The organism is Pseudomonas sp. LB3P58 (assembly GCF_054897895.1).
Genome location: NZ_JBUBVE010000001.1, coordinates 2,562,850 through 2,584,013 on the forward strand (window position 1 = coordinate 2,562,850; position 21,164 = coordinate 2,584,013).

At 58.1% G+C, this 21,164-nt stretch carries 20 protein-coding genes; 5 read left to right on the forward strand and 15 right to left on the reverse strand.

Annotation, left to right across the window (positions count from 1 at the left end):
- Positions 1-21: 21 nt before the first annotated feature.
- Complete coding sequence (locus ACYZTZ_RS12065; RefSeq protein WP_008149916.1) at positions 22-513, forward strand: GNAT family N-acetyltransferase; 492 nt, start codon at positions 22-24, stop codon at positions 511-513.
- Between the two features lie 48 nt (positions 514-561).
- On the opposite strand, the gene ACYZTZ_RS12070 is transcribed toward ACYZTZ_RS12065, so the two are convergent.
- The 3 genes from ACYZTZ_RS12070 to ACYZTZ_RS12080 all read right to left on the reverse strand — a co-directional run bounded on the left by ACYZTZ_RS12070 (position 562) and on the right by ACYZTZ_RS12080 (position 3,587).
- Positions 562-768, reverse strand: coding sequence for a hypothetical protein (locus ACYZTZ_RS12070; protein WP_461998348.1), 207 nt, complete (start codon positions 766-768; stop codon positions 562-564).
- Between the two features lie 96 nt (positions 769-864).
- On the reverse strand, positions 865-3,102 hold the full coding sequence (locus ACYZTZ_RS12075) for a TonB-dependent siderophore receptor (RefSeq protein ID WP_461998349.1): 2,238 nt from the start codon (positions 3,100-3,102) through the stop codon (positions 865-867).
- A gap of 302 nt (positions 3,103-3,404) precedes the next feature.
- The gene (locus ACYZTZ_RS12080; RefSeq protein WP_461998350.1) at positions 3,405-3,587 is read right to left on the reverse strand and encodes a DUF6026 family protein; all 183 of its coding nucleotides are present in this window, start codon (positions 3,585-3,587) and stop codon (positions 3,405-3,407) included.
- A gap of 272 nt (positions 3,588-3,859) precedes the next feature.
- On the opposite strand from ACYZTZ_RS12080, the gene gnd reads away from it, so the two are divergent.
- Genes gnd through ACYZTZ_RS12095 form a run of 3 tightly spaced genes read left to right on the forward strand, consistent with a single transcriptional unit; the run spans position 3,860 to position 7,178 of the window.
- On the forward strand, positions 3,860-4,840 hold the full coding sequence (gene gnd, locus ACYZTZ_RS12085) for a phosphogluconate dehydrogenase (NAD(+)-dependent, decarboxylating) (RefSeq protein ID WP_056739989.1): 981 nt from the start codon (positions 3,860-3,862) through the stop codon (positions 4,838-4,840).
- A complete protein-coding gene (gene zwf, locus ACYZTZ_RS12090) occupies positions 4,837-6,360 on the forward strand; it encodes a glucose-6-phosphate dehydrogenase (protein WP_461998351.1) in 1,524 nt (507 codons plus the stop codon). The genes gnd and zwf overlap by 4 nt, the downstream gene beginning before the upstream one ends.
- The gene (locus ACYZTZ_RS12095) at positions 6,357-7,178 is read left to right on the forward strand and encodes an HAD family hydrolase (RefSeq protein ID WP_461998352.1); all 822 of its coding nucleotides are present in this window, start codon (positions 6,357-6,359) and stop codon (positions 7,176-7,178) included. The genes zwf and ACYZTZ_RS12095 overlap by 4 nt, the downstream gene beginning before the upstream one ends.
- A 118-nt stretch (positions 7,179-7,296) precedes the next feature.
- On the opposite strand, the gene nhaB is transcribed toward ACYZTZ_RS12095, so the two are convergent.
- From nhaB to ACYZTZ_RS12110, 3 genes are all read right to left on the reverse strand, one after another.
- Positions 7,297-8,799, reverse strand: coding sequence for a sodium/proton antiporter NhaB (gene nhaB, locus ACYZTZ_RS12100; protein WP_461998353.1), 1,503 nt, complete (start codon positions 8,797-8,799; stop codon positions 7,297-7,299).
- A gap of 78 nt (positions 8,800-8,877) precedes the next feature.
- On the reverse strand, positions 8,878-10,167 hold the full coding sequence (locus tag ACYZTZ_RS12105) for an NHL repeat-containing protein (protein ID WP_461998354.1): 1,290 nt from the start codon (positions 10,165-10,167) through the stop codon (positions 8,878-8,880).
- A gap of 239 nt (positions 10,168-10,406) precedes the next feature.
- Complete coding sequence (locus ACYZTZ_RS12110; protein ID WP_282479154.1) at positions 10,407-10,676, reverse strand: hypothetical protein; 270 nt, start codon at positions 10,674-10,676, stop codon at positions 10,407-10,409.
- 342 nt (positions 10,677-11,018) lie between these two features.
- On the opposite strand from ACYZTZ_RS12110, the gene ACYZTZ_RS12115 reads away from it, so the two are divergent.
- Positions 11,019-12,344, forward strand: coding sequence for a sigma-54 dependent transcriptional regulator (locus ACYZTZ_RS12115; protein ID WP_129444367.1), 1,326 nt, complete (start codon positions 11,019-11,021; stop codon positions 12,342-12,344).
- Between the two features lie 68 nt (positions 12,345-12,412).
- On the opposite strand, the gene ACYZTZ_RS12120 is transcribed toward ACYZTZ_RS12115, so the two are convergent.
- From ACYZTZ_RS12120 to ACYZTZ_RS12160, 9 genes are all read right to left on the reverse strand, one after another.
- Positions 12,413-13,693, reverse strand: a complete 1,281-nt coding sequence (locus ACYZTZ_RS12120) for a coiled-coil domain-containing protein (RefSeq protein WP_461998355.1) — start codon at positions 13,691-13,693, stop codon at positions 12,413-12,415.
- A 46-nt stretch (positions 13,694-13,739) separates the two neighbouring features.
- A complete protein-coding gene (locus ACYZTZ_RS12125) occupies positions 13,740-14,480 on the reverse strand; it encodes a hypothetical protein (protein WP_461998356.1) in 741 nt (246 codons plus the stop codon).
- Positions 14,481-14,514: 34 nt separating this feature from the next.
- Complete coding sequence (locus ACYZTZ_RS12130) at positions 14,515-15,195, reverse strand: C39 family peptidase (RefSeq protein ID WP_461998357.1); 681 nt, start codon at positions 15,193-15,195, stop codon at positions 14,515-14,517.
- Positions 15,196-15,257: 62 nt separating this feature from the next.
- Positions 15,258-16,724 carry a heme utilization protein gene (locus ACYZTZ_RS12135; protein WP_461998358.1) on the reverse strand — a complete coding sequence of 489 codons (1,467 nt, stop codon included), beginning with the start codon at positions 16,722-16,724 and terminating at the stop codon, positions 15,258-15,260.
- Positions 16,725-16,775: 51 nt separating this feature from the next.
- Positions 16,776-17,348 carry an adhesin gene (locus tag ACYZTZ_RS12140; protein ID WP_461998359.1) on the reverse strand — a complete coding sequence of 191 codons (573 nt, stop codon included), beginning with the start codon at positions 17,346-17,348 and terminating at the stop codon, positions 16,776-16,778.
- Between the two features lies 1 nt (position 17,349).
- The gene (locus ACYZTZ_RS12145; protein WP_461998360.1) at positions 17,350-17,787 is read right to left on the reverse strand and encodes a hypothetical protein; all 438 of its coding nucleotides are present in this window, start codon (positions 17,785-17,787) and stop codon (positions 17,350-17,352) included.
- 330 nt (positions 17,788-18,117) lie between these two features.
- Positions 18,118-18,642, reverse strand: coding sequence for an AAA family ATPase (locus ACYZTZ_RS12150; protein WP_461998361.1), 525 nt, complete (start codon positions 18,640-18,642; stop codon positions 18,118-18,120).
- Positions 18,639-19,202: a nicotinamide riboside transporter PnuC gene (gene pnuC / locus ACYZTZ_RS12155; RefSeq protein WP_461998362.1), complete on the reverse strand. Its 564-nt coding sequence runs from the start codon at positions 19,200-19,202 to the stop codon at positions 18,639-18,641. Before pnuC ends, ACYZTZ_RS12150 begins: the two co-directional genes overlap by 4 nt.
- Before the next feature lie 98 nt (positions 19,203-19,300).
- On the reverse strand, positions 19,301-20,935 hold the full coding sequence (locus tag ACYZTZ_RS12160; RefSeq protein ID WP_461998363.1) for a methyl-accepting chemotaxis protein: 1,635 nt from the start codon (positions 20,933-20,935) through the stop codon (positions 19,301-19,303).
- Positions 20,936-21,164: the final 229 nt, after the last annotated feature.

The following is a 21,164-nucleotide window of genomic DNA, read 5'->3' on the forward strand; positions in this document are numbered from 1 at the left end:
AACGTGTGAACGAGGGTGGAAATGGAATCCGCAGAAATTCTTGTACTTCAGGCCAGTTACACCAATCCGGTGCATGCCGAGGCTATTGGGCTGGTGCTAAATGCTTACGCCGAAGACCCGATGGGTGGCGGCCACTCCTTGCCCGCCGACTTGTTGAAGCAACTGCCGGCGGAACTGGCCAAACGTCCTCACGCGTTCAGCGTTCTGGCCTTCGTCGGTGGCGAGCCGGCCGGGCTGGTCAATTGCTTTGAAGGTTTCTCGACCTTCGCCTGTCGCCCGTTGGTCAACGTGCATGATGTGTGTGTGGTGTCGAAATTTCGTGGCTTGGGGTTGAGCCAGAAGATGCTGCAAAAGGTCGAGGACATCGCTCGCCAGCGCGGCTGCTGCAAAATCACGCTGGAGGTGCTGGAAGGTAATGCAGTCGCCCAGGCGTCCTATGGCAAGTTCGGTTTTGCCGCAGGCATGTTCGACCCGGCGCACGGTCGGATGCTGTTTTGGACCAAGGCGCTTTAAGGTATTACGAGCAAAGAAAAAGGGCGTCCATCAGGACGCCCTTTGTCGTTACGGTTTGTAGTGCTCTGTCACTTGCGCGGTTTGATCGTCAGGAACTCTGATTTCAGTGGTGTTGCTGGCGCTACTTTGATTCGCCTCTTGGCTCAGTCGCAGGCTCTCAAAGTAATACCGCATGCGTTCAGCGCCACCTTCGGCGAATGCAGCTGTTGAACTGAAGATCATCAGGCCGGCGAGGATCATGGTTGTACGTTTCATGGTGTGCCCCACTACGAGTTGTCGGGTCCTTTCGTCCATGAAGCAATGTCGAAGGGACATTATCCGCCGATTCCGTCAAATGGGAATTACCTGCGCCTAGAGCTTCCAGTCCAGGCTCAGGGTCACCGTGCGCGGGTCACCCCAAAACACACCGTTGTAGAACCCGACGTTATCGTAATACTTCTTGTCGAACAGGTTATCGACGTTCAGCGAGGCGGACAGGTGCTTGTCGAACTCATAACGCGACATCAGTTTGACCACGGTGTAGGCCTCCTGCCGGATCTTGGTCCTTTCGGTGATCACCGCACCGTCAGCACTACGTCCCACCGGGCGACTGGCGGCGCGGAACACATCGCTCTGCCAGTTCACCGCGCCACCGACGGTCAGTGCCTGCCAGTTGCCGGGCAGACGATAGGCCGTGGAGAGCCGGAACATATTCAGCGGCTGGTTGGTATTGGCGCGTTTCTTTTCGCCATTCGCCGAGTGGGTGTAGGTGTAGCCGGCCGTCATGTTCCAGCCGGCCATGACCTCGCCCGAGAGCTCAGCTTCGAAGCCCTGAACCTTGTTGCCTTTGCCGCCTGACTTGAAGAACTCCTTGCCGGTGACCGGGTCCGGTGGCACCGAATCGTCGACTTCGGCAACGTTGTCCTGTTTGCTCCAGAACAGCGCGGTAGCGAGGTTGAGGCGCTCTTCCAGCAGGCTGCCCTTGAGCCCCAGTTCATAGTTGCTGCCCACCACCGGTTCGAGGTATTTGCGATGGCTGTCGCGGTTGTCTTGCGGGTTGAAGATGTCGGTGTAACTGACGTACGCCGTGTATTCGGGGGTGAGGTCATAGAGGAGCCCGGCGTAGGGCGTCCACATGTCGTTGTGTTCCTGGCTGCTGGCATCGACGCTGCTCAGTTGCAGGTTGTCGTCGTACTTGTTGGTCTTGCTCGACACTTTCCAGCTGCCATAACGACTGCCGAGTACGGCATGCAGGTCATCCGTCAGGCTCAGGCGAGTGGCAAGGTAACTGGCCTTCTGGCGGGTACTGTCTTTTGAGCCTGAAAGGCTGGTGACCGTGTCGGGGAACTTGGCGATGTCGCCCATGTATTTCCAGTCGCGGATGCTTTCGTAATCCGCCGCCCTGGGGCCGTCCACCATGTACGGGGAATCTTCCCGGCGCTCGGCCTCGCCATAGCCGATCATCATTTCGTGTTCCCGTCCGAACAGCGAGTAAGGGCCGGCCACGTTGAAGTCATAAGCCTTCATTTTTTGCGTACTGAGCATGTGGCTGACGTTGGCGCTCATGCCACTGCGATCAGCCTCGGGGAACCCGCCGCCGCCGTAGTAGATCTTGCCGTCGGTGTCGCTCTCGCGATGGGTGTAGGCGGCCTTGGCGTGCCAGCCGGCACCCAGTTGGTGTTCCAGCGTGGCGAACGCGGTTTTGTCCTTGAGCGGCCAGGAACTCCACGACGTGGCCATGTTGGTGGAGCGTCCGAGGTTGGCCTTGCCACCGTCAGCGTTCCAGTACGGCACCGTGCCCCAGGACGTACCCTGGACGTGTTTGTTCTGATAGTCGTAACCCACGGCCAACACGGTGTCATCGGTCAGGTCGGCTTCGAGAATGCCGTAACCGACCTCCCGTTGTTGCTGGTACTTGTCACGGAACGAATCGCTGTCGCGATAGGCCAGCACGCTGCGTCCGCGCAGGCGGCCGTCGAAAGCCAGCGGACCGCCGACATCCAGATAACTGTAGTAGTCGTCATAACTGCCGCCGCTGACCCCGGTCTGGACTTGCCACTGCGCCGTCGGCCGTTTACGCACCATGTTGATGGTGGCCGACGGGTCGCCCGCGCCGGTGGTCAGGCCGGTGGCACCGCGGACCACTTCGATGCGGTCGTAGATGATGGTGTCTGAATCGGACTTCATGTAGCTGAAGGTGTTCAGCATGCCGTCGATCTGGAAATTGGTGATCGAGTAACCCCGGGACGAATAGCTGACCCGGTCCGAATCGTTGTGCTGAACGACCACGCCGGTGGTCTGGCTCATGGCTTCAGACAGCGTGCCGAGTTTGAAATCGTCCATTTGCTGGCGCGTGACCACGGACACCGATTGCGGCGTTTCCTTGATTGACAGGTTCAAGCGCGTCGCAGTGCTCATGGCGCCAGTGGTGTACGACTCGGTGTTTTCCGTGGTGCTGGCCAAACCTTGGGCGGTCACATTGGTGGCGCCCAGTTCGAGGGTGCGGCCAGGCTCTTTGTCAGGGCCGGTTTCAGCCAGCAAGTCGGGGCACAGGGCGGCACTGCACAGGCCCAGGGTAAAGGTCATGGAACGGGTGATAGGCGCGAACATCGCAGCCAACTCCTTGTCGTCGATGGAAAAATTCCGTTTGTTCAAAGACGAAGGGGAGAGGCGGGATTTAGCACTAAACGAGAATAATTATTATCTTTGCGATATTGCTGACAGTTGAATCCCTGTGGGAACAAGCTCGCTTGTTTGTTTAGACTTGAAGGGGTGGGCGCGGATACCGAACGGCCATAGGGCGCGGGAGTATCAACAGGCAGATGTGAAAACTTAGTGAGTGGCCGGGTTTGTCAAAAGGGGGATGGCAGGTCGGAAACAGCAGTGGGCTGCTTCCGAATCAAGCGAGGGGATCAGGCGTGAGGCACACGGTGAGTGACGGGCAAAGGCTGGGCCTGATTGCTTTGTGTCAACAAGCGCAGTTGCGCGAGCTCCTGCTTCAACTGGTCGTTCTCGTCTTTCAACTGGCGTAATTCATCGCGACGGATCGTGACGTAAAGGGTTTGTGCTGGCCGTGCTGCGTGTACTGTGCCCATTGCTCACCTCGCAAATGGCTGCCTCAACTGTAAACCTGCCCCGAAATCGGGTGCTGACTTACTATCGGCGCTGATTTTGATTTCTTTTGCCCCGGAAGGGAACTTTTTTATTTTTCATGGTCGTTGTGTCTTCGGCGCGATTACCGACGTTATCAATCTGGATCGGGCACAATGCCCGGAAACTATGTGCCAACGCTCTGGACTAACCCTCATTAGTCGCGTTGGGCTATAACCTTTGACACACATTTATTTGTAGTAGGGAGCATCAGCACATGCAACTCGGGATTATTGGACTGGGCCGCATGGGCGGCAATATTGCGCGGCGCCTGATGCTCAACGGTCATACCACCGTTGTTTACGACCGCAATACCGCCTTTGTCGACACCCTGGCCGCAGAAGGCGCCTCTGGCGTCATCGACCTTCCGGCGCTGGTCGCTGGCCTGGCCAAGCCACGTGCGGTGTGGGTCATGCTGCCGGCCGGCGCACCGACCGAAGACACCATCGACACCCTGAGCACCTTGCTCGAAGCTGGCGATACCATCATCGACGGCGGCAACACCTTCTATAAGGACGACATCCGCCGGGCGAAAACCCTGTCGGAGAAAGGCCTGCACTACGTCGACGTCGGCACCTCCGGCGGCGTCTGGGGCCTGGAGCGTGGTTATTGCATGATGATCGGCGGCGAAGCCGAGGTAGTTAAACGCCTTGATCCGCTGTTCGAGAGCCTTGCACCGGGCCTGGGCGACATTCCTCGGACCAAGGACCGCAAGTCCGAAGACGATCGTGCCGAGCGCGGTTACATCCACGCAGGCCCGGCCGGTTCGGGGCATTTCGTGAAAATGATCCACAACGGCATCGAATACGGAATGATGCAGGCCTTCGCCGAAGGCTTCGACATCCTCAAGACCAAGGCCAGCACCAACCTGCCGGAAGACCAGCGTTTCGACCTGAACGTCGGCGACATCGCCGAAGTCTGGCGTCGTGGCAGCGTCGTGTCGTCCTGGTTGCTCGACCTGACCGCCGACGCGCTGGCCAGCGATCCGAAACTCGATGGTTACTCCGGGTCGGTGGCAGACAGCGGTGAAGGTCGCTGGACCATCGAAGCCGCCATGGAGCAGTCGGTGCCTGTACCGGTGCTGTCGAACTCACTGTTCTCCCGCTACCGCTCGCGCGGGCAAGGCACCTTTGGCGACAAGATTCTCTCGGCCCAACGCTTCGGCTTCGGCGGTCACGTGGAGACTTCGAAAAAATGACCCGTCTGATCCGCAATAAATCCAAGGCAGAACCCGCACCACCGACCACGCTGTTTCTGTTCGGTGCCCATGGTGATCTGGTCAAGCGTCTGCTGATGCCGGCGCTGTACAACCTGAGTCGTGACGGTCTGCTTGGTGATGGACTGCGGATCATCGGCGTTGACCACAACGCCATCACCGATGAAGCCTTTGCGAAAAAACTCGAAGACTTCATTCGGGCCGAAGTGGCCGCCAAGGTCGGCAAGGGCGATCAAGCCCTTGACCCGGACTTGTGGGCCAAGTTGGCCAAAGGCATCAGCTACGTCCAGGGCGACTTCCTGGACGACAGCACCTATCAAGCGCTGGCGGCAAAAATCGCCGCCAGCGGCACCGGCAACGCCGTCTTCTACCTGGCCACCGCGCCACGTTTCTTCAGTGAAGTGGTGCGTCGTCTCGGCGCCGCCGGCTTGCTGCAAGAGTCGTCAGAAGCGTTTAGAAGGGTAGTAATCGAAAAACCCTTCGGGTCCGATCTGCATACTGCCGAAGCCTTGAACGCTTGTTTGCTCAAGGTGATGACGGAAAACCAGATCTACCGGATCGATCACTATCTGGGCAAGGAAACCGTACAGAACATTTTGATCAGCCGGTTCTCCAACAGCCTGTTCGAAGCGTTCTGGAACAACCACTACATCGACCACGTACAAATCACCGCCGCCGAAACCGTCGGCGTGGAAACCCGTGGCAGTTTTTATGAACACACCGGCGCCTTGCGGGACATGGTGCCCAATCACCTGTTCCAGTTGCTGGCGATGGTCGCGATGGAGCCGCCGGCCGCCTTTGGCGCCGATGCGGTACGCGGCGAGAAAGCCAAGGTGGTCGGTGCGATTCGTCCCTGGTCGGTCGAGGAAGCGTTGGCCAACTCGGTGCGCGGCCAATACGCGCCCGGCGAAATCGACGGCAACGAGTTGCCGGGGTATCGCCAGGAAAACAACGTGGCGCCCGACAGCAATACCGAAACCTACGTCGCGCTGAAAGTCATGATCGACAACTGGCGCTGGGTCGGCGTGCCGTTTTACCTGCGCACCGGCAAGCGCATGAGCGTGCGCGACACCGAGATTGTCATCTGCTTCAAACCGGCGCCGTATGCGCAGTTCCGCGATACCGAGGTCGATGAGTTGCAGCCGACCTATCTGCGAATCCAGATTCAACCCAACGAAGGCATGTGGTTCGATCTGCTGGCCAAACGGCCCGGCCCGGCGTTGAAAATGGCCAATATCGAACTGGGCTTTGCCTACAAGGATTTCTTTGAAATGCAGCCGTCCACCGGCTATGAAACCCTGATCTACGATTGCCTGACCGGCGATCAGACGCTGTTCCAGCGCGCCGACAACATCGAGAACGGCTGGCGCGCCGTGCAGCCATTCCTCGACGCCTGGCAGCAGGACACGAGCGTGCAGAGCTATGCCGCTGGCGAAGACGGCCCGCAGGCTGCAGAAGATCTGCTGACTCGCGATGGTCGCGTCTGGCATGGCCTCGGATGAGTGATACAACGTCGCACCCCATCCGTTTTCTGCTCAGTGACATGGACGGCACTTTGTTGCTGCCCGATCACAGCCTCAGCCAACGCACGATTGAAGCGGTCCGTTCCTTGCGCGAAGCAGGCGTGTTCTTCAGCCTGGCCACCGGCCGTCCACCCAAAGCCATGTTGCAGCAGATTGAAGCCCTGGGCGTCGACCTGCCAACGGCAGCCTTCAATGGCGGCACGATCGTAAACCCGGACGGCAGTTTGCTGGTCGCGCATTACTTGCCGGCGACGGCGGCGTTGACGGCGTTGGCGTTGTTTGCCGACCGGCCGGACATCGAAATCTGGGTGTTCAGTGGTGGCGACTGGTTGCTGAAAGATCCGAACGGCCCAATGGTGCCTCGTGAACAGCACGGCCTGGGTTATCCGCCAGTGGTGGTGGAGAGTTTTGAGCCGTACCTGGAACGCATCGACAAGATCGTCGCCACCAGCAACAACACGCAGTTGTTGATTGAGCTGGAAGCGCTCCTGCTGCCCAAAGTGGAAGGCCAGGCACAGGTCTCACGTTCGCAGCCGATTTATCTTGATGTGACCGCGATACAAGCCAACAAGGGTGCAGCGCTGGCGACACTGGCCGAATTTCTCGGTGTGCCGCTGGAGCAGACTGCGGCGCTGGGCGATGGCGGCAACGACCCGGCGATGTTTCACCGCGCAGGCTTGTCGATCGCCATGGGGCAGTCGGAAGAGGCGGTGAAGCGCCAGGCGGACGTGGTGACGGGCGCCAACACCGAGGACGGCGCGGCCCAGGCAATCGAGCGCTACATCCTCCCTCACTAACAACACACAACCAATGTGGGAGCGGGCTTGCTCGCGAAGAGGCCGTGTCAGGCAACATCAATGTTGAATGACACACCGCTTTCGCGAGCAAGCCCGCTCCCACAGGTTTGGTCGGTGGTTACAGCCAGAAACTCACTGCATACCAGCCAAGAACACCCATCACCACGGTGTACGGCAACGCCATCCACACCATCCGTCCGTACGACAGGCGAATCAATGGTGCGATCGCCGAGGTCAGCAGGAACAGAAACGCAGCCTGACCATTGGGCGTCGCCACGCTCGGCAGGTTGGTTCCGGTGTTGATCGCAATCGCCAGTGTCTCGAAATGCTCACGGCTCATGTGGCCAGAGATGAAGGCCTGTTTCACTTCGGTGATGTAAATGGTCGCGACGAACACGTTATCGCTGATGGCCGACAGCAAGCCGTTGGCAATAAACAGCATACCCGGCTGTTGATCCGCTGGCAGCGCCAACACCCACTGGATCAAAGGCGTGAACAGTTGCTGATCGTGAATCACCGCCACCACCGCGAAAAACACCACCAGCAGCGCTGTGAACGGCATGGCGTCCTTGAACGCGTTGCCGATACGGTGCTCGTCGGTGATGCCAGTGAATGCGGTGATCAGCACGATCACCATCAAGCCGATCAGGCCGACCTCAGCAATGTGGAACGCCAGCCCCGCAATCAGAATCAGCGCCGCCAATCCTTGCACGATGAGCGCTGCACGTTGGCGCGAGGTGCGTTCGGCATTGTCTTCGGCGGCGTAATTGGCCAGAACCGCACGCACGTTGTCCGGCAACAGCGTGCCGTAACCGAACCAGCGAAGTTTCTCCAGCAGGACGCAGGTCACCAGGCCTGCCACCAGGACTGGCAATGAAACCGGGGCGACTTTCAGAAAGAACTCAGAGAAGTGCCAGCCCATCTCGTGGCCGATCAACAGGTTCTGCGGCTCACCGACCAATGTGCAAACACCGCCCAGTGCGGTCCCCACGGCACCGTGCATCAGCAGGCTGCGCAAAAAGGCGCGGAATTGTTCGAGGTCGGCGTGATGGAGTGTGGGCAGGTGCTGGTCATCGCCAAACTCGCTGTCCTGACGCGGATCGTTGCCGGAGGCGACGCGGTGATACACCGAGTAAAACCCGACGGCTGCACTGATGATCACGGCGGTCACGGTCAAGGCATCAAGAAACGCCGACAGAAACGCCGACAGGAAGCAGAACATCAACGCCAGCAGCGCCTTGGAGCGAATCCCGAGCAGCAGTCGTGAGAACAGAAACAGCAGCAGGTCTTTCATGAAGTAGATGCCGGCCACCATGAACATCAGCAGCAGGATCACCGGGAAGTTGTGCACCAGTTCGTCGTAGAGTGCCTGGGGCGTGGTCATTTTCAGCAACAGTGCTTCGATCAGCAGCAGGCCGCCGGGCATCAACGGATAACACTTGAGCGCCATGGCCAGGGTGAAGATGAACTCCAGCACCAGCAGCCAACCGGCCACCACCGGGCCGACGGTCCACAACACCAGTGCGTTGAGAATCAGGAAACCGACAATGCTTGCCTTGTACCAGCGGGGTGAATGCCCGAGAAAATTGTGCGCGAACGCCTGAGCCATTGAACCGGGCATCGGCTACTCCTTGTATTAAGAAGCGCGCAACTTGCCGTAAGCGGAAGGGAAGATCAAGTGCAGGAAAGCTGTGCAGGCCTACCGCAGATAGCGTGCGACGATCGCTCGATAGTTGCCGTCCAGTGAATAGCCTCCGACGACGATGTTTCCATCGGCCTGCATGACCACGGAAGTCGCGGTATCCAGGCTGCGGCCCAGGCGGGTGCGAACCCAGCCGGAGCCATTGCCGAAGCTGCGATCGAGCTGCCCGTCGGGCATATGCCGCGCCAGAATGAAATCCGCCTCGACGCCACCGATCGTGGCCCCGACCGTCACCACGCAGCCGTCCGGCAGCGCCTGTGCGTCGGTCCACTGGCAGCCACTGTGACCGATTTCCAGCAGTTGGGCCTGGCCTCCATTGCAATGAATGTCCGGGCGACCATTGCTGTGTACTTTCAGTGCCAGGCAATGCATCGGGTCGCGGCTGCTGCCAAAACACTGCACATCGCCATTTTCCTGTTGGACGATCCGGCTGACCTGAGCGCTATACCCACGTGCCTTGAAGGTCATGAAACCATCCACGGCAAAACAATCGTCGAGCCTGCCGTCGGTGTGATAGCGGGCCAGCAGACCTTCTTCAGGGAAGTTGATCGACCCGCCCACCAGGATCCGGCCGTCTCGTTGCACCATCAGGCTGCTGAGCCAGGTATTCATCAGCAAGTGCCTGACAATCACGAAGCCACGACCGTTGAAGGTGTCGTCCAGCGAGCCGTCGGTGTTGAGTCGTATCAGCATGCCGACATGATCGGACAGTTCGAAGTGATGATTGGCCTGCAGCAGGATTCGACCATCCTCCTGCACGCAGATATCACAACCTTCTGCGCCCGATACGCCAGGGGGTAGCCAAGTGTCACGCACGCCTTGGGAAAGACCGCCCGGCAGACGCACGACGCAGCGGCCATTGTCGCCAAAACATTGAACCGGCCGACCGTGCTGATCGAACAGGGCGAGGGCGGGCAGTGTCCGGTGAGCATTTTCGTAGTGCAGGCCGGCCACCAGAATGTGCCCATCGGGCAGTACGTGGACTTTGCCGGCCATGGCCTCGAAGCCGTGTTGAAATTGCCCGATGACGCTGCCTTGATTGCCGAACGCCAGATCCGCCGAGCCGTCCTCGAGCAAGCGAGCCAGGCCGAAGCGACTGCCGCCTGGCGTTCCGACCTTGGCCGCCACCAGCAACCTGTCAAGTGAATCAATCGCGACCCCGTTGGCCATGCTTGAGAGGCTGCCAGCGAAATACACCTGGGTTTTGCCAGACGAGGCAAAGGTTGTATCAAGTTTCCCGGCGTCACTCAGTGTTGCCGGTAATGCAAACGCGGTCTGGATTGACATGCACGCAGCTCCTTGCGAGTCGTCCTGAACCGGGAGTTTGGGTGGCGACTGTATAAGGAAACATTCAATCCCTGAACGCCTGGATGCACAACTGTCATAACTAACAGGCGGAGGGTCGTTGTGTGCCAGAACAGTGTCTTTTCGAACCACTGACAAGCCTGCCAAGTAGTTAGGCGCGTGCAAGTTCGAAGAATAATCGGGGGAGGGCGCGGGTTACCGTTGGGTAACCCGCAAAACGCTTAGTGTGGCATCGACCACGATAGGAGTTTGTAACCCTCCTCGCTCAATTCCGCACGTGCCGCTTCAAGCAGGCATTCAAGTTGCGCAGGATCGGTATAGGCACTGCTTGGGATCTGCTTACGGCCGATGCTGCGGGTGTTGGTGCGATCGATAACGGTCAGGCTGAGTTCGCCATTGCCGTCTTGTGGGGCCCAGGCCACGCATTGGAACGGTTGGAATGCGCGGTCGGCAATCAAAAGAGCTTCGTTGATGCGGAGCGGGGCGTTCATGGGTTTTTCTCTCTGTATGCCCAATCAAGTGATGTGCCGTCGGTTGGGCTTACCGTTCGGCTGGTTACTTGTACTGATGCCCGCAACCGGGGGGCGGGTCACATACAATTAAAAGAAATATCAACTTTCTTTCATTGGCTCAAGGTGTGGACAGGGTTTGAAAGCTGAATGAAAGGCAGGACTCGTTAGGCCACTAACTAAGTCACCTCTTATAACTAATAACGCAACCGCCCTATAGTCAAACGGTACAAGGTCACGTCAAATTATTGCTAACGTTACAGCCAGGTCCGCCAAACGACTGTTTTTAATAAAATTTCATAAATTTGGCGCCAAGGAACAGTCATGATCGAAGCGCCTGCCTTACGACGTCTGTTAGTAGTGGACCCTTGCGACGACTGTCATCGTCTGCTGCCGGTTTTACGCTCTGTGGGTTGGGACGTTGACAGCTGCACCCTGGAAAACGTTGCCGATAAAACCTGCGATGTCGGCCTGTTGCGTTTGCAGCCTTTTCACCTCGAACGCCCGGAAGCCGTCAAAGAGCTGATCAGCCGTAGCGGTACCGAGTGGATCGCCGTACTCAACCAGGAAGTCCTGCGATTGCAGAATGTCGGGGACTTTGTCTGCGAATGGTTCTTCGATTTCCATACCTTGCCATTCGATGTATCCCGGGTTCAGGTGACGCTGGGCCGAGCATTCGGGATGGCACGCCTGCGTGGGCAGGGCACGGTTCACATTGATCAGCCTGAGCACGAGCTGCTTGGTGACAGCAAACCCATTCGCGAACTGCGCAAGTTGCTAAGCAAGCTGGCGCCCACCGAGTCTCCGGTGTTGATCCGTGGTGAAAGCGGTACCGGTAAAGAACTGGTCGCCCGCACGCTCCATCGACAATCCCAACGTCACAGCAAACCCTTTGTCGCGATCAATTGCGGCGCAATTCCCGAACACTTGATCCAGTCCGAACTGTTTGGCCACGAGAAGGGTGCTTTCACTGGCGCCCATCAACGCAAGGTCGGGCGGATCGAAGCGGCTAACGGCGGCACGCTGTTTCTCGACGAAATCGGTGATCTGCCCCTGGAACTGCAGGCGAACCTGTTGCGTTTCCTCCAGGAAAAGCACATCGAGCGGGTGGGCGGCAGTCAGCCGATTCCCGTGGATGTGCGGGTGTTGGCGGCGACCCATGTCGATCTTGAGGCCGCGATCGAGAAGAAACGCTTTCGTGAAGATCTGTATTACCGCCTGAACGTGTTGCAGGTCGCGACCGCGCCCCTGCGTGAGCGCAATGGCGATTTGTCGATGCTGGCCAACCACTTTTCCCATTTCTACAGCCATGAAACCGGCCGCCGTCCGCGCAGCTTCAGTGAAGACGCCTTGATTGCCATGGGCAAGCATGACTGGCCGGGCAATGTGCGCGAGCTGGCCAACCGGGTACGTCGCGGGTTGGTACTGGCCGAAGGCCGGCAGATCGAAGCGCGAGACCTGGGGCTGATCAGCCAGCAGGCCATTGCCGCGCCGATGGGCACGCTGGAAAACTACAAGCACCGGGCAGAGCGCCAGGCCTTGTGCGATGTACTTAACCGCCACAGCGATAATTTGAGCATCGCCGCCAAGGTGCTGGGGATATCCAGGCCTACCTTCTACCGTTTGTTGCACAAGCATCAGATACGTTAGACGCAAGATCTATAGTAAAAAAAAGCCCCGCCGGGATTGAAGTCGCAGCGGGGCTTTGTTGTCGTGGATTAGAAGTAGTACGGGAATTTCAGGCTGAAGGAAAAGTCTGGCGAGTCGTCGGTCAGTCCGATGGACAGGTTGGGAACGATTGTCAGGTTATTGGTTGCTGCCAGGGTCATGCCGATGTTGAAGTTGGCCGAGTTGTAATCGCTGTTGGTAATCGATTGCCAATCGCCACCGTCCGGCTTGATCTTGCTCTTGCGGGCGAACTGATCGGTGAACGAGAACGACATACTCATTTTCTCGTTCAAGGCGAATGCAATGCCGGCGCCGACCTGCCAGGAATCGCCCAGTTTCACGTCCCCGCGTACCTTGGAGTTGACCTGAGGGCTGATGTCGCTGAAAGAGTCTTGCATGTTGTAGGTGTAGGCCAGGCTGCCGAACAGCACGGCCGGGTCGAAGGTCTTGACCAGCGAAATACCCGGGGTGATCGACCAGATACCATTGCCGGTAGGCAAGTCCTCGGGTACCGAGAGGTTATCGTTGTTCGGGTCCTTGATCAGCTTGATGCCGTATGGATCCTTACCGGTAGGCGCCTTGACGCGCAGTGTAGCGACCGCGTCGGGCAGGCTGGCCGACTCATCCAGAAACTTGTAAGCAACGCCAAAGTTCACATCGCCGATGGTCGGGTCGCGGGTAACGGTTGAGTCCGACGTCACCGGGCCTGCGCCACCTGCGCCACCGGAGGAATACGTTGATTCGCGATAAACCACGGGGACGTTAATGTCGAACTGCCAGCGTTGTGCCACGTTGTAGCGGCCGGTCAGGTCCAGTGTCCAGTTATCCGCCTTGATACGGTCGATATCGATGTTGCCAAGAAAAATCGAGTCCAGTGCCAGAAAGCCATTGAGCGTCAGCGCACGGGTATCGTAGTGCGTGTAGGTCAGGCCCGTTTCGAGGCTGAACTTGCCGCCACCGAAGAAGCCGCTGGCTTCGTCATACAGGTTGGAAACACTTTGCGCAGGCTCCGAGTCATCCTTGAGCGATTGGCCGTATGAACTGCCTGTGGTTCCCGGCGCACCGGCGGCCACCGTCTGGCCACCCTTGGGCGCTTCGGCGGGGGATTTGGTCAGGCGTTTGGGAGCCGGTGTCGCAGGTGTTTCTTCGACTTGGCGAACGCGTTGCTCGAGTACCATCAGCGCGTTCTGTTGTGCTTCGTAACGCTGTTTCAACTCCATGAGTTCTTGTTTTAGTATCTCGACCTGGGGGTCCGGTGCTGCGTATAGCAGTGTCGCCGGGGCCAGGCTACTCAAACAAACGATAGCTCTGAACGTTAACGATCGGTGCATGGGTTAGCCGTCCCTTCTGACTTCATCTGATGAGACTGAGCGTAGATCAGAATCCTTGAGTGCGAAGACCTTTGAGCTGGTCAAGGTTGCCGTTCAGCGACCCGCCTGTCGCTGCGTTGTCACGCAGTACGACATTGAGGGACGTGAGGTTGCGGACCTGGTTACCACCGCCGAGCAAAGTCGTATTCTGCATCAGCCCACCCTGGGCCAGGCGTTGTACGGTACTGCCCTGGTTGTTGTTGGCCACGATGTTGAGTTGCACACCCGTACCGGCCGAGGAAATGCTCAGCGAGCCCGCGCCATTGGCGCCGACCAACGTCGAGCCTGCGGCCAGCGCCTGGCCCTGCTGTTGCGTATCTGGCGCTTGGTTAGCCTTTGTGACGTTGATATCAACGTTGTTGTAGGCAGTGTTATGGTCGCCGGCAGCACGCACGACTTGAGTGACACCTTCGGTGGTGTTGAGGCCGCTGCCGCCAGTGACGGTACCGGTGCCTTGCGAACTCGCTGAGCCATTACCTTTTTCGTTGATGATCGACACATAGAACTGTGGCGTGATGGTCGATTGTTGAATTTGCATCGAGGAAGTTGCCCCGATCACTTCACCGTTGGCATTTTGCCAAGTGCTGGTCATGACAATGCCGAAACTGACGATCCGTCCCGGCATGACATAGCGGCCTCGCAGGCTCGCCAATTCCTGATCGTTCAGTTCAATGGGTTTGAATATCTGTGCCTGGGTCGGCAGGCTGGCGGCCAGGCAAACCACGGCCAGCCAGATTGGAGTCTTCATTGGAATGCTCCCGGAGCGTCGTGCTCCCTTGTCATTAGAAGAAGTCGCTTTGGATGAATCCGAAATCCATCAACTCTGCGTCTTGCACCGGGCTGAAGGTGTTGATGCGGTTCTTGGCGGTCAGTGGCAGGGGTGGGTCGAGCAACGCATTGGTTTTGTCGTAGCCCTGGCCGATGACGGCAAAGATGATGCCGTTCCAGCCTTTTACAAAGTCGTCGACTTTGTAACGTTTATGACCGAGTACCGGATCTCCGATATATACCCAGCCCTCATGGACTTTTTGCATGACCACGAAATGTTTGTAGCCGCGGATATCCATGAGCACCACAACCGGAATTCTGATCTGGCTCAACGTTTCCGTCGCTACCCGGTAGCCACGGGCCCGCATGCCGATACTTTCCACGTAGCGCTTCATGTCGAGCATGGAAAAACCCTGGACGCGGACAAGATCCTGATCGGAGTTTGACAACATGCCTTCGATGATTTGTTCTTCGTTTACGTCCAGCCAATAGGCCTGGCGCAATACGGTCGCCAGCGCAGCTGCGCCGCAACTGAAGTCGGTTTTCTGTTGCACCAGGTCGGCAAATTTACGCTCGCGTATGCTCTGGATCGGCTTATACACCACCGCGCCGCCCGGCAGGACGGAAAGCGGCAGTTGTGCAGCCTCGATCACACTGGCCACGCAAAGCAAAAATGCCAAGGCGATAATGCGCATAGTGGGACGCCTTCTGGTTGTGTTGAAAAAGGCCCCCATAAGGGGGCCTCAAGAGACAACAATTAGAACGACTGGTTGGCAATGGACAGCGAGTTGCTTTGTTGGTTACCCACACCGGCAGCCACGTTGACGCCCAGGTTGCCACTGCCACCATTCACCGAACCGCTCAGGGTTGCAGTGTTGGTCACAGGGTTGGCCCAGCCAGTTGGAGTCAGCACTTGATAGGAATAGGTGTTGCTCAAATCAAATGAACTGCTCTCACTGAAGCTTCCCGCTTTTGCGAACTCGGATTCAGACGATTTGCTGCCCGATTTTTCGAACGAGGAGGCGTTCGATTTCTCGAACGACTTATCGAACGATTTTTCGAACGAGGAATCGCGCGATTTGTCGTACGAGGAGTCGCGAGACCTGTCGTACGAGGAGTCGCGAGATCTGTCGAACGAGGAATCGCGCGATTTGTCGAACGATTTGTCTACCGATACGCTAAGCGATGCGTCAAGCGATGCGGTAAGCGATGCGTCGGAGCTGCTGCTGCGAGTGCGATCGCCACGGCCATTATTGACGGTAGTGGAATGGGAAGCCGCCGCAGCAGCGTCCAAAGTAGCGCTCAAGGAAGCATCCAAGGATGCACTCGAAGAACCGCTTGCACTACTGCTGTTGGAACCGCTCGCAGAACTGCTGTTAGAACCGCTCGCAGAACTGCTGTTGGAACCGCTCGCATTGCTGCTTTTCGAACCGCTTATATCAACGCTAAGGGAGCCGCTGGAATTAGAGCTCTTGGCACCGGCCGCGGCCCAGCTCGAAGAAGCGCTTTGACTGCCGCTAACATCGAACGACTTATCTTTAGAGAAACTACCGCTGGCCGTTTTGGTTACCGTAATAGTATCCACGCGGTAGGTCCGATCAGCGTTGTTATTCACGGTCAGGCCAGGACTGCTTTGATCGGCAGAGGCGCTGGCTGATGCGTTACCCAGTGGGGCATTGGAGTTGGCAATTGCCATGGTGTTTTTCTGTTGGTTGAGGTCGCCACCAGCAATGTTGACCCCCATATTGCCGCTGCTGCCATCGGCCGATCCGCTCATCACAGCAGAGTTTTGGGTGCCGTAGTTCCAGACCTTGTTGTTGTTGCCGTATTGCGTGACTCGAGCGCTGGCGTCGGCATTGCCGAACACGAAGCTGTTATCGAGGCTGGAGGTGGAACCCGCGTTTGCGATGGCGGCCGCGTTGTCTTGTTGGTTGCCGGCGCCTGCTGCGACGTTAACGCCGACGTTGCCGCTCGCGCCTGAGGCAGAGCTGCTCATCTCGGCGGAGTTCTCAGTCCCTTCGTTGTAGACGCGGTTGCCGGTACTGGTCTGCTTATCGTGCGCAGTGGCGGTCGCGTCGGTATGGATCACTGTTGGAGGAGGGGTGTGGTGATTGTTGTGATGACCATGGTGATCACGCCGATCGTTCTGTCCAGCTTGTGCAGCAACAGCCAAGACCGCAGCGATTGCAAAAACCAGAGGTTTTATTGCCATCGAAGGTTTCATGGTGGTTCTCCGTACTTATTTTAGGTTAAGTGTTGTACCTACCTGTTTGGGTCAATCCGTGACCCGTACGCTCAGGGTATTGGCCGTTCGGTTTCCCACCCCGGCGCTCTGATTCAACTGGATCACCCCACGGCTACCGGTGAAGGCCTGATCGCTGGTAGCGACCTGGCGATAGCCTGGTGCAGAGTCAGTTGGATCGGAGTTGGTGATCAGCGTCACGTTCTGTTGCCTGAGGACGCTGTCGTCGATGCTTTGCGGCTGTGTACCGATGCTTATCCGCAGGGCATTGGCTTGCTGGTTGCTGGCGCCCGCGCTCTGGTTGACGCCCAGTACGCCGGTGCCGTGGCTGAAGGAGTCGCCTTGAATGCTGGATCGAGCATCGATCCTGGGGTCGACCACCGTACGCAGCCGTTGGCGAATCTGTGTGGTCGCGCTGGCCCCATGGCCAACGGCGATGGCCCGGGCGTTCGCCTGCTGCTGCAGGTCGCCGGCAGCCTGGTTGACCCCGAGGTTGCCCTGGTACTGGGCGCCCGAACCGTCGATGTTGGCGTTATCGATGACGGGGGATTGGGCGAAGGTCGATGCACTGCAAAACATGGCGATTATCAGCAGCGTACGATTCATCTTAACGGTCTCCCGTTATGACTTTCAGAGCACCCAGGCCTTGCTGGACGCTTGAATTGACCATGTTGGCAATACCGTTGCCGGCATTTCCCGAACGTCCAGCGGGGAGGTTGGAAAGCTGGGTCTGGTTGCTGATATTGCCGCCCAGGTTGTTGGTGTTTTGAGTGATCAGGCGGGAGATGCCTGCACCACTGGCGACACCGGCAAAGTCGCCGTCGCTCAACTCGTTCGTTTGACTGAGGATTTGTTTGGACGGGTTGGCATTGGCGGTCGTGGGGCTAGGGTCGGGAATCATCGGCGCACGCGTTGCCATGCGTGGTTGGACATCACGTTTGATAATGATGATGCCGTTGTCAGCGTGTACAGGCAGGCAGACACTTGAGCCCAGTGCGCATCCAATCAGCAGGAGGCTATAAATGTTGTTTTCAAGTTTCCCCACGGCGGCAATTCCTTCTGTAAGTGGAACGCTGGCCCTTATCAGCGTTGCGAGGAAGAGAGCAGAAGGTGTGCCGGTTTTCGTTTTTCTTTTGAAAACAGTTGGTTGGCTTTAATTGTCGAGGTGGTCAATAAGTTTTGTAACGCCACTGAGACAGAACCACGCAAAAACGCCGTCCATGCTGGCGGTATTGCTCGCTAAGGGCGCTGAAGGCAGGTTGTATCAGTGGCTTAACATTTTCTTGCAGGAGTGCTTGAGCCGCTTCAATTCGCGGGTTTGCGCAGGGGATGGTGTTTCAGGAATGGACATTTTCGGCAGGGCGGGGTACCGCTGTCAGGTCTTTAGCAGGCGCGTCACAGCCTCGAATGCTGCATCCTTGCGCTGCTTCCAATCACCTTGCAACACCTGGCAAGGCTGGCGGTGCAGGTCAAGCCATTGTCGGCTGGCCTGGAAAAACGCCTGGCGTTCTGCCAATTGCGGTTGGCAACGCTGCCCATCGTCATACCAGGCCACGGTTTCAGGGCTCAGCAGCAAATGCAGGTCGTAGTGCCGTGCCAGCAATGCTTGCTCGATCCACGTCGGGCAAGCGCCAAACAAGGTCTGGCTCCAGAGGATGTTGCTCAGCAAGTGAGTGTCGAGAATCAGCAAATGCGGCTGCCGGGCGCGTGCCTCATCCTCCCATTTCAGCTGCCCTCGGGCGATTTCCGGAATGTCGGCCAGGCAGGTGTCTCGTGGGTTTTGTTCGATGAACCAGCGTACATATTCGTCTACCAGGACCCCGCCGAAATGCTGTTGTAACTCGGCTGCCAGCCAACTCTTGCCACTGGACTCGGGGCCTGTGAGTACCAGAACTTTCATGTGCGCAACGCCGGATCGGCCCGCCATTCCCGCCAGCCTTGCACAGCAATCAGGGCGAACAGCGCGTAGAGCCCAGCAGTCAGGTACAGGTCTTTGTAGATAAACAGCCCGACGAAGATCACATCCAGGGTGAACCACAGCGGCCAGCATTGAACGCGTTTTTGCGCCATCCATAACTGCGCCACCAGGCTGAAGCCAGTCAGTGCCGCATCGAGCCAGGGTTGTGCGGCATCGGTCCAGTTCGCCATTGCAGCGCCCAGCAACAGACTGCCGAGCGCTCCAATGACCAGACTGATAGCGACCGATTTACCGTCGAGCAGGCTGACCTGCCGACCATGGTGCGCGCCCCCCGCATGCGTCCACTGCCACCAGCCATAGAGCTGCAATGCGGCGTAGATCACCTGCAGGAGCATGTCCGAGTAGAGCTTCACCTCAAAAAAGATCCAGCTATAAAGCAGCACCATGACCAGGCCGATCGGCCAGCACCAGGGGTTCTGTTTGACCGTCAACCAGACGGCAATGACACCGAGGGCGGCGGCAAACAGTTCAAGCCCGGACATGGAGGTTCCTTGGGGGAAGTCGAAGAGGGGGCGGATTGTAACGGCAGGCGCTGCCAAGTAGAACTGGCGTGCGCCGCCCTTTGTAGCAGGGGCTGTCGTTACACCCGGAACTGCTTGAGCAGCCCGTTCAATTGCTCACTCAATTCCTTCAGATGAACGCTGGCCACGCTCGACTGTTCGGCCGCCAGCGCCGTGCTGTGGGACAAACCGGCCGCCTGGGTGACGTTCTGGTTGATGTCCTCGACCACATGCGCCTGTTGCAAGGTTGCGCTGGCGATGGAAGCGTTCAACCCGTTGAGGTTGCGCAGCGCCTGGGCAATGGCATTCAGGCTTGCGCCGGCCAGACCGGCCTGCTCGATGGTCGACTGCGATGCACGGCTGCTGTCGCCGATGACTTTGACCGCCGCTTCGGAGTGGCTTTGCAGGCGTTCGATCATCGACTGGATCTCTGCCGTGGACTTCTGGGTACGCTGGGCCAGCAGTCGCACTTCATCGGCCACCACCGCAAAACCTCGACCTTGCTCACCGGCCCGGGCGGCTTCGATGGCTGCGTTGAGGGCCAGCAGGTTGGTTTGCTCGGCGATGGAGCGGATCACTTCGAGGACGCTGCCGATCTGTGTGCTTTCGGCGGCCAGGGTGCGAATCACTTCCACCGCCTGATCGATGGTCGACGACAGCTTGTCGATCTGTTGCAGGCTGCCATCGATGTTGACCTGGCCTTGCTGCGCCTGAGACTCGGCATCGCGCATTTCGCTGGCGGCGTGCTCGGCGTTTTTCGCGACGTCGTGCACGCCATACGTCACTTCATTGATGGCTGTGGCCACCAGTTCCATTTGCTGGGACTGTTGCTGACTGCGTTGCTGGGCCTGGGCGGCGTCGTTGCCCAATTCGCTGGAAGACTGGCCCAGGGCACTGGCGGACACTTGCAGTTCACGGATCACCAGTCGCAGCTTGGCGGTGAAGGCGTTGAAGTGGTGTGCCAGTTGCGTGACTTCATCCTGGCCATGGGTGTCGAGGCTGTGGGTCAGGTCGCTCTCGCCGCTGGCGATGTTGGCCATGGCGTTCACGGTTTCCTGCAGTGGACGCACGATGCTGCGAGCAATCAGGATGACCAGCAGCGCCATGATCAGGGCAATCACCAGCCCAACGAGCGAGGCCTTCCAGACCTGGCCATAGAACTCGGCCTGCATGTCATCGATATACACGCCCGAACCGATCACCCAACCCCAGGGCTCGAAGAGTTTGATGTAGGAGGTTTTTTCTACCGGTGCACTGGCGCCCGGTTTCGGCCAGCGATAGTCGACGGTGCCGGCACCTTTGGACTTGGCGAGGGCGACCATTTCGTTAAACAGGGCAAAACCGTCCGGGTCGCGGATCGCCGAGAGGTTCTGGCCATCGAGTTTCGGGTTGGCCGGGTGCATGATCATCACCGGCGTCAGGTCATTGATCCAGAAGTAGTCGTTCTGGTCATAGCGCAGACCGCGAACGGCGCTCAGAGCCTGCTTCTGTGCAGCATCGCGGGTGAGCGTGCCGGCGGTTTCGAGGTCGTGGTAATAGGTCAGAATGCCACTGGCGGTTTGCACCACATGCTGGGTTTTCTGAGCCTTGGCGTGGTACAGGTCATCGTGAATCTGCTTGAGCATCAAGACGCCCAACGTCATTAGCATCAGGACGGCCACGATCAAGATGAGCCACAAACGCCGGCTGATCGACATACTGCGCAAGCTGTTCATAACGCTGTCACTCCGGTTTCTTTTTCTTGTAATAAATGATCGCCAGCATCCAACCACACTTTGCCAATCGGTCATATCCGACCCAAGTCCAATAACGCGGCAGCGTTAATCAGACTTGTCTGATAGGATTTCGGCCCCGCGCGGAAAAACCTGAATCCAAGTTGATTTTTCACGGAATTTTTATGGTTCCGTCTGGATTCTATGCGCGCGGTGCAGCAGCGACGCTGAC